The 8970-nt window shown below is 65.8% G+C and carries 8 protein-coding genes; 1 reads left to right on the top strand and 7 read right to left on the bottom strand.

Annotation, left to right across the window (positions count from 1 at the left end; genetic code table 11):
- Positions 1 to 12 precede the first annotated feature (12 nt).
- Positions 13 to 1242 carry a non-hydrolyzing UDP-N-acetylglucosamine 2-epimerase gene (gene wecB, locus VMJ11_RS33335; protein ID WP_325625389.1) on the bottom strand — a complete coding sequence of 410 codons (1230 nt, stop codon included), beginning with the start codon at positions 1240 to 1242 and terminating at the stop codon, positions 13 to 15.
- A gap of 456 nt (positions 1243 to 1698) precedes the next feature.
- On the opposite strand from wecB, the gene VMJ11_RS33330 reads away from it, so the two are divergent.
- Positions 1699 to 2691, top strand: a complete 993-nt coding sequence (locus VMJ11_RS33330; RefSeq protein ID WP_325625387.1) for a ferritin-like domain-containing protein — start codon at positions 1699 to 1701, stop codon at positions 2689 to 2691.
- Positions 2692 to 2788: 97 nt separating this feature from the next.
- Here VMJ11_RS33330 and VMJ11_RS33325 read toward each other — a convergent pair whose 3' ends face one another.
- The 6 genes from VMJ11_RS33325 to VMJ11_RS33300 form a co-directional block, all read right to left on the bottom strand.
- Positions 2789 to 3592, bottom strand: coding sequence for a CoA ester lyase (locus VMJ11_RS33325; RefSeq protein WP_325625386.1), 804 nt, complete (start codon positions 3590 to 3592; stop codon positions 2789 to 2791).
- Positions 3589 to 4968 carry an MmgE/PrpD family protein gene (locus VMJ11_RS33320; protein WP_325625385.1) on the bottom strand — a complete coding sequence of 460 codons (1380 nt, stop codon included), beginning with the start codon at positions 4966 to 4968 and terminating at the stop codon, positions 3589 to 3591. The genes VMJ11_RS33325 and VMJ11_RS33320 overlap by 4 nt, the downstream gene beginning before the upstream one ends.
- Positions 4969 to 5010: 42 nt before the next feature.
- Positions 5011 to 6189 carry a CaiB/BaiF CoA-transferase family protein gene (locus VMJ11_RS33315; RefSeq protein WP_325625383.1) on the bottom strand — a complete coding sequence of 393 codons (1179 nt, stop codon included), beginning with the start codon at positions 6187 to 6189 and terminating at the stop codon, positions 5011 to 5013.
- Positions 6190 to 6204: 15 nt separating this feature from the next.
- Positions 6205 to 7368 (bottom strand): acyl-CoA dehydrogenase family protein, encoded by a 1164-nt coding sequence (locus VMJ11_RS33310; protein WP_325625381.1) that lies wholly within the window; start codon positions 7366 to 7368, stop codon positions 6205 to 6207.
- A gap of 39 nt (positions 7369 to 7407) precedes the next feature.
- Positions 7408 to 8253, bottom strand: a complete 846-nt coding sequence (locus tag VMJ11_RS33305; RefSeq protein WP_325625380.1) for an FAS1-like dehydratase domain-containing protein — start codon at positions 8251 to 8253, stop codon at positions 7408 to 7410.
- 164 nt (positions 8254 to 8417) lie between these two features.
- Positions 8418 to 8970, bottom strand: a 553-nt coding sequence (locus VMJ11_RS33300) for a citryl-CoA lyase (protein WP_325625379.1), incomplete at its 5' end; no start/stop codon positions are given.

The following is an 8970-nucleotide window of genomic DNA, read 5'->3' as shown; positions in this document are numbered from 1 at the left end:
AGCGAGTCGTTGTCAATGTGCCGCGTCGGCCTCGTCCGACTCGCCGGGCTCCGGCCGCATGGCGACCACCGGATGCCGGTAGCCCGGCAACTCGCGGCTTGGGAACGGCTCGAACGGCTGGCCGGTGAGTGCCGCGACGATGCGCTCCGAAGCGTGCCCGTCGCCGTACGGATTGACGCGCCTCGCGTACGCGCGCCGCTCGTCTTCGTTCTCGACGAGTTCGAGCACGGCGCGCACGATCGCCGTACGGTCGGTGCCGATAAGCTTCACAGTGCCCGCGGCGAGCGCTTCGGGGCGCTCGGTCACGTCGCGCATCACGAGCACCGGCTTGCCGAGCGCGGGCGCCTCCTCCTGCACGCCGCCCGAATCGGTCAGCACGATCGCCGCGCGCTGCATGAGGCGCACGAACTCGGGGTAGTCGAGCGGATCGGTGAGGTGAACGTTGGGCGCATTGCTGAGCGTGGCGAGCACGTGGCCGCGCACGTTGGGATTCAGATGCACGGGATAGACGATCTGCATCTTGCCGGAATGCGCGAGCGTGGCGAGCGCCGCGCAGATATGTTCGAAGCCCTCGCCGAAGCTCTCGCGTCGATGCCCGGTGACGAGCAGCAAGGGCCGGCCCGTGTCCGCGGGTTCGAGAAATGGAAGCTGCGCGTCGATGCGCTCGCGCAGCACAGCGTCGCTTTCGATGCGCTCGCACATGAGATGGAGCGCATCGATGACCGTATTGCCGGTCACGACGATACGCCCGCCCAACGCCTCCGTCTCGAGATTCGCCTGCGAGCTTGCCGTGGGCGCGAAGAGCAGATCGCTCACCACGTCCACCACGCGCCGATTCATTTCCTCGGGCCACGGCTCGAACAGATTGCCGGTGCGCAGTCCGGCCTCCACATGACCCACGGGTATGCGCCGATGAAAGGCAGCCAGTGCGCCGGCCATGCTCGTGGTGGTGTCGCCATGCACGAGCACGCGCTCGGGCTCTTCGGCGGCGAGGACATCGTCGAGGCCGGCGAACAGGCGTGCGGCAAGACCGTTGAGCGTCTGGTTCGCCGTCATCACGCCGAGGTTATGCGCGGGGACAATGCCGAATAAATCGAGGACCTGCTGCAGCATGGCTTGATGCTGCCCGGTCACGCAGACGATCGACTCCACGCCGGGCTGTACTTCTAGACGCTTGACGAGCGGCGCCATCTTGATGGCTTCAGGCCGCGTACCGAATATCGACAGAATCCGCACAGGCAGGCTTCCCGTTAGCTAGAGTCCTGGCGCCGCGGCGTTGCCCGCACGCGACGCCCCATTATTACCGATTACTTTCATGCCGCTGCCACCGGCCTTACCGTTTCGCTCGATAAGGCGAAGGGCGGATCACGCGTACTGTACATGCTTCATCTGGAGATGCGTGCGTGAGTGCCTCGCTCACGCCTTTGCCACGGCCTCGCCACGCCTTTGCCTCGCGCGTGCTGCGCGGCCATTGTTCAATGGTCCGGCACGAATCATACGATCATTGCGCCAGCCGTAACACGATGACTGTCAAAGCGGGGGGGGTCATGCGCCGGGCATGGAATATGGGTGACGATCAGACCGCGACGCGCATTCGCCGCGTCTCGCAGCGGACCGACGTAAGCTCATGCGGCTGCCGCAATTTCCTGCCGCATGACAGAATCGCGTAAATCAGACCCAAGCAAAAGAAACACCGAGATGGACGAACAACTCCTCGATGCATTCGATGCGACACAACTGATTCCCGGCTTCGACGCCCCGGCGCTTCCGGGCGAACGCCCGGACCGCGCGACGCTCGAAGCCGCCGAGCGCAACACGCGCCACTGGACGAGCCGCCTGAGCGGCGCCTTCGCACCGGGCTCCGAGGTCCACCGGGACGAAACCTGCCGCATGTTCCGCGAAACCTTCAACCCATACCGCCCTTCGGTACTCGACTGGCCGAAGCTCGCTCCCGAGGCGCTCAAGCGCATCACCGAACTCCCCATCTGGGACATCGCCGTGCAAACAGAAGGCAAGGCACGCCTGCGCATGGCCGCCTACGCCGCCACACTCGACGACGCGGCGATGCGCGATGCCCTCGCGCTCAATGCGTGGGAGGAAAACCGCCATAAGGAAGTGCTCTCGCGCATGGTGGCCGCGTACGGCATTCCCCTTGCGAAGGAGCCGCCCTACGTCTACCCGAAGGACGCCGAATGGGCCTACCTCGTGACGGGTTACAGCGAATGCGTGGACAGCTTCTTTGCCTTCGGCCTCTTCGAAGTGGCGCGGCGCTCGGGCCTCTTTCCGCCCGAGCTCATCGACACGTTCGAGCCCGTCATGCAGGAGGAATGCCGCCATATCCTGCTGTTCGCGAACTGGGTGGCATGGCACCGCGCGCACCTCTCGTGGTGGCGGCGTATCCGCTTCGAGCTGAAGGTGGCTGCCGTATGGGCATTCCTCGGATGGGAACGCATAGGCCTCGCGCGCGCCATGGATGCCGACGGCAACGAGCAGAATTTCGACAACAACTTCACGATGAACGGCGCGCAGTCGGTCACGGATGTGGACATCAGCGTGCCCGAACTCATGCGCCTGTGTCTCGCGGAAAATGACCGGCGTTTTTCCGGTTATGACGCGCGCCTGTTGCGGCCCGAAACAATGCCGCGGCTCGTGCGCTTCGCATTGCGTTTCGTGCGCGAGAAGAAAACCTGATGTTCTCGTCACGATTTCACGCGCGCCGCATGGTACGAATACGAGGCGCCCGGGCGTTCGAGCCAGGGCGCTTTTCTATCGACTTGCGCGCGGGCGGCTACCCACCCAGAATTCGCCGCGCCTTGAGGATCACGGGCATGTCCACCATCTTGCCGTCGAGCGCCACCGCCGCCCCGCCGCTCGCCTGAACCGCATCGAGCACGCGCAGCGCCCATGCGCGCTGCGCGTCGCTCCATGCGTAAGCGCGGTGTACGGGCTCGATCTGCTTCGGGTGAATGCATAGCTTGCCGCCGTAGCCGAAACGCCGCCCACGCCGCGCTTCGCCTTCGAGTGCCTGTGCATCGTCGAATACCGTCGACACACCGTCCACCGGCGCCCCTATGCCGGCGAGCCGCGACGCCAGCACGATCTGCGAACGAAACGCGTCGAGTTCCTCGCCGTCACCGTCGATGCCGAGATCCACCTGAAAGTCGAGCGTCCCGAATGCCACGCGCAACACGCCTTGCGCACCGCACAGCGCGTCAAGCCCCGCGATGCCGCGTGCGCTCTCCACGATCGGCAACACGCGCAGCGCGCCGTGCGCGCGCGAGCGCACCGCCGCGACCTGCTCCGCGCTTTCCGCCTTCGGCAGCATGATGCCCGCCACACCGGCATGCGCGGCCAGCGCCGCGACGTCGTCGGCGAACCAGGGCGTGTCGGTGCCGTTCACGCGCACCCAGACCGGCCGCCCCGCATCCAGCGCGGCGAGCACCGCATCACGCGCCGTGCCTTTTTCCTCTGGCTGAACCGCATCCTCCAGATCGACGATGACCGCATCCGCGCCAGCGCTGCGCGCCTTCTCGAAGCGCTCCGGGCGATTGCCGGGCACGAAGAGATACGAACGGGCTAGCGCTGCGCTCATGACCGCGTCCCCTCAACGAATAGCGTGCCCACGCACGAGGCCTCGGCAATGCCCCAAGCCGCATCGAGAAGACGCTGCGCTTCGCGCTCGCTCGCCGCGCCAGAAAAAGCCGCAAGGCGCACGAATTTCGCAGCGATCTCTTCGCGCGAGAGCGTATTGCCGGGGTCACCCTTCGGCTCGTCCACGCGCCCGTGCAACGTGCGGCCGTCGCGCGTCGCGACCGTGACCTTGCCGATCCAGCGTGCGGGATAAGCCCAATCCACCTCTTCATCGAACGCCATCGTTACGCGCTCGCGAAACGCCGCGATATCGTTCGCCGCGTAGTCGCGCTCGAACTCGTTCACGCCCGCATAGCCGCGGTACGCGACGAGACCGAGTACCGTTCCCATGTTGAATTTCGCCTGATGCACCGTGCTCGGAACCAGCACGCTGCCGAGCACATCGATTGCCCCCTGGTGCACGTGCGCCGTCACGCTCGCGATATCGTCCGGATTCAGGCGATGCGCCTCCATCACCGCAAGCAGCGCGTCGGCGGCGGGATGCGTGTGGCGGCACGCCGCGTGATATTTGAACGACGTTTCCACCGTGGCCCAGCGCTCGCCGAGACGATCGACGAGCTTCGCCGGATCGGCGTCGCTCGACATGCCCGCCGCCATCCCTTGCGCGCCTTCGAGGATGCGCTGCGCGCCGCGAAAGCCATCCGCCGCAAGCTGCGCTGCCATCAGTCCGTTCGCAGCCGCCTTGGCCGTGTGCAGTTGCTTCGAATCCGCCGCGTCGCGCAGAAACTCCCACAGCCCGCTAGCCTGGGTGCCCGCGGAGCCGAACGCGTCTAGCATCTGTGCGGGCGTCAGCTTGAGCAGCCGCCCGGCCGCCGCAGCGGCGGCGATCGTGCCCACCGTTCCCGTGGTATGAAATACTTTGTAGTGCGAACGTCCCATGAATTCGCCCACACGTATGCCAACCTCATACCCCGCCACCGAAGCCGCAATGAACTCGCGCCCCGAAGCGCCCAACGCCTGCGCGAGCGCGAGTGTCACCGGAAACACGACGGTGGCCGGGTGCAGCACCGAGCCGTTGTGCACGTCGTCCTGCTCGACGAAATGCGACGCCGCGCCATTCGTCATGGCGGCAAAATAGGCGCTCGTGCGCGTGCGGTCGATGATGACGTCGCACGGCCCCGTTGCCTCGGGCGCACCGCGCGCGGCACGTGCGAAGCGCGCGATCGTTTCGACCGGACGCGCGCCCTTGCCGCCCAGCGCGGAGCCGAGCCAGTCCACATAGAGGTTGACGGTGCGCTCGACCACGTGAGCTGGAATCGAATCGAAGCTCAGTTGCGAGGCGAAGGCCGCAAGCGCGCGGCTGGATTGATCTGTCATCACGGTGTCCAGTGAAATCACATTTACCCGGCGCAACGGCCTTCAGATTGCGCCCGCTTCGCGCAGCGCGCCGATGCGTGCCGCGTCGTAACCCAGTTCCCGCAGGATCGCTTCGGTATGCTCACCGAGTGCGGGTACCGCGTCCATGCGTGCGTTGAATGCCGAAGGCGCACCGGGCGGCAACAGCGCGGGAATGGTTCCCGCTGGCGTCTCGACTTCGCGCCAGCGCTCGCGCGCCCGCAATTGCGGATGCGCCCATACATCGGCCATCGTGTTCATCTGCGCGTTGGCAATGCCGGCGCGCTCCAGCCGCTCGATCACCTGCGCGGCGGTCAGCTTCGCAAACGCCGCGACGATCAGCTCGCGCAGCTCCATGCGCCGAGCCGAGCGCTGCGAATTCGCGGCGAAGCGCGCATCGGTGGCGAGTTCGGGCTGCAACAGCACATGCTCGCAGAACAGTTTCCATTCGCGATCGTTCTGCAGGCCGAGCATCACCGATTTGCCGTCGCCGGCAGGAAACGGCCCATATGGGTAGATCGTCGCGTGCGAGGCGCCGGCGAGCGGTGGAGGCGATTGCCCGTCGATCGCGTAGTAAAGCGGATAGCCCATCCATTCCACCATGCTCTCCAGCATCGAGACGTCGATCCGGCAGCCGCGCCCGGTGCGGCCTCGCATCAGCAAGGCGCTCAGGATGTTCGAATAAGCGTACATGCCCGCCGCAATATCGGCGATCGAGCAACCCGCCTTTGCCGGCTCGCCCGGCGACCCCGTAATCGAGAGGAATCCTGATTCACTCTGGATCAGCAGGTCGTAGGCCTTGCGCTCGCGATAGGGGCCGTCGTCGCCGTAGCCGGAAATGTCGCAGACGATCAGCTTCGGGTAACGCTCGCTGAGCGCCTCGTAGCCAAGCCCAAGCCGTGCCGCCGCGCCGGGCGCGAGGTTCTGCACGAGCACGTCGGCGTCGGCTAGCAGCGCTTCGAGCACCGGCGCTGCCTCGTTGTGCTTCACGTCGAGCGACAGGCTCTCCTTCGAGCGGTTCGTCCACACGAAGTGAGATGCCATACCATGCACGCGCTCGTCGTAGCCGCGCGCGAAATCGCCCACGCCGGGCCGCTCGATCTTGATCACGCGCGCGCCGAGATCCGCAAGCTGGCGCGTGCAGAACGGCGCGGCGATCGCGTGTTCGAGCGTGACGACCTTGATGCCGTCGAGTGGTCTCATGAGGCGCTCCTCCGCTCAGAACGAACGCGGCAGGCCGAGCACGTGCTCCGCCACGTACGAGAGGATCAGGTTGGTCGAGATCGGCGCGACCTGATAGAGGCGCGTTTCGCGGAACTTGCGCTCCACATCGTACTCGCTGGCGAAACCGAAACCACCGTGGAATTGCAGGCACGCGTTCGCGGCTTCCCATGAAGCGTCGGCGGCGAGCAGCTTCGCCATGTTGGCTTGCGCGCCGCACGCCTCGTGCGCGTCGAAGCGGCGCGCGGCCTCGAAGCGCATCAGGCTCGCCGCCTCGACGTTGACGAACGCACGCGCGATGGGAAACTGCACGCCCTGGTTCTGCCCGATCGGCCGCCCGAATACGATGCGCTCCTTCGCGTAGGCGCTCACTTTGTCGATGAACCAGTAACCGTCGCCGATACATTCCGCCGCGATCAGCGTGCGCTCGGCGTTCAGGCCGTCGAGGATGTACTTGAAGCCCATCCCTTCCTCGCCGATCAGGTTCTCCGCCGGAATTTCGAGGTTGTCGAAGAAAAGCTCGTTCGTCTCGTGATTGACCATGTTCAGAATCGGCTGCACGGTCAGGCCATGGCCGATCGCCTCGCGCAGGTCGACCACGAAGATCGACATGCCTTCGGACTTCTTCTTCACATCGGCAAGCGGCGTGGTGCGCGCGAGCAGGATCATCAGGTCCGAATGCTGCACGCGGGAAATCCACACCTTTTGCCCGTTGATCACGTAGCGGTCGCCCTTGCGCACCGCCGTCGTCTTGATCTTCGTGGTGTCGGTGCCCGTGGTCGGCTCCGTCACGCCCATCGATTGCAGGCGCAGCTCGCCGCTCGCGATCTTCGGCAAATACTTGCGCTTCTGCTCGGCCGAGCCGTGGCGCAACAGCGTGCCCATGTTGTACATCTGCCCATGGCATACGCCCGAGTTGCCGCCCGCGCGGTTGATCTCCTCCATGATGACCGAAGCCTCGGTCAGACCCAGCCCCGATCCACCGTACTCCTGAGGAATCAGTGCGGCGAGCCAGCCGGCTTTCGTGAGCGCGTCGACGAACGCCTCGGGGTAGCCGCGCGCCTCGTCGATCTTGCGGAAGTATTCACCGGAGAACTGCTGGCACAGATCGCGCACCGCTTCGCGGATATCCTGGAACGAATCTTGTTGAATGGTTTGCATGACAGGTACGAATTCGATAGGGATGGTCGGGGCTGCAGTTCAGGCAAGCGTGGCCGTGGCCTGCATCGTCAGATAGCCGTCATGGTCTTTTGCCCAGAGTTCGATCGAGCGCCCGTCGTCGGACGGTTTTCCGCACAGCGTGAACGCGTTGCCGGCGAACGTGGGACGCACCGCACGAAACGCGAACGTTGCGACCGTGGCGTCGGGCCGCTCACGGTGCACGAGGTCGACCAGCAAGGTCGCAATGAGCGGGCCATGAACGATCAGGCCCGGATAGCCCTCTTCCTGCGTGACGTACGGAAAGTCGTAGTGAATGCGATGGCCGTTGAAGGTGAGCGCCGAATAGCGGAATAGCATGACCGCGTCGGCCGTGAGCGTACGCGACCACGTCTCGCCTGCGGGCGCGGCCACCGGCTTCGCCGCGCTCTCACCCGGCTGCGGGGCGTCGCGATAGACGATATCGTGCTCTTCCTCGATGCACAGCACACCGCCGCTTTCATAGCGGTGCTGCACGGTCACGAACACGAGACGGCCGCTGCGGCCCGTCTTGTCCTCGATATTCGCAATGGTCGAAGTGCGCGTGGCCTCGTTGCCCGAGCGCAGCGGCGCGTGAAAGGTCAGGCGGCCGCCGGCCCACATGCGGCGCGGCAGTTCGACCGGCGGCAGAAAGCCGCCGCGCTTTGGATGACCATCGGGCCCGACTTGCGCGAGGGGGGCGACGGGCAGGAAATAGAGCCAGTGCCACAGCGGGGGCACCGCGTTGCCGGGCGCTTCGCGGTCGAGCGTGGCCGCGAGCGCGCGCAGCGGGAAGGCGGTGATGTCGTCAGTGAGCGTTTCGGTCCTGTCGAGCCACGCTTGCAGCGATGGCGATTGCGATTGGGGCATGGCGTTTCTCCATTGCGAGACTGTTGGCCGTACTATGAACGGCTCGCGCCGTTTCGCGAAGTTGGCTTTGCCGAATCAGGCCTTTCGCATTTGTTAATGCCCCATCCGCTGCTACTGCGCCGCGCCCTTGTGCTTGCACCCACCGCAGTCCCAGTTTCGAGCCGTCACACCTCGCCGCGCAGATGCGCCGACGCTTCGTCCTCTATGCGCTGCCACAGTTCGAACGACATCGGGCGCTCGCCTTCTTCGAGCAGATGGCCGACCAGCCCGATCGCGCGCGCCATCACGCCGAAGCCGCGCACGATGCGCCACGGAAAACCGAACTCGCAGCAGATCGCGCCGATCGCGCCCGTCGCGTTGATCGGCAGCGCCTTGCCCGACACGCGCTCCGCTTCCTTGCCGATCAATTGCATGAGCTTCACATAGTCGCCCGACAAACCGTTCTGCGCGGCGAGTTCGAACAGGCGCGGCGTGCGCGGATCGATCGGCTTGTGCAGCGGATGGCCGAGGCCCGGCAGCGCCGCGCCGCGCGCGCGCCAGGCCGCGACGGTATCGACGGCCAGCTTCTCGAGGTCGTCGCAGGTCGAGCCGTACGGCAGCGCCTCCGCGAGCATCCGGCACGCGCCCTCCATGCTGCCCACGAACACCGAGCCCAGGCCGCATAGCCCCGCCGCGACGGCGGCCTGCAACGACTCGGGTGCACCCGCGTAGGTCATG

This window comes from Paraburkholderia sp., from assembly GCF_035501035.1.
Taxonomy (GTDB): domain Bacteria; phylum Pseudomonadota; class Gammaproteobacteria; order Burkholderiales; family Burkholderiaceae; genus Paraburkholderia.
The sequence above is the reverse complement of the archived record's forward strand: the minus strand, read 5'-3'. Positions and strand labels throughout refer to the sequence as shown.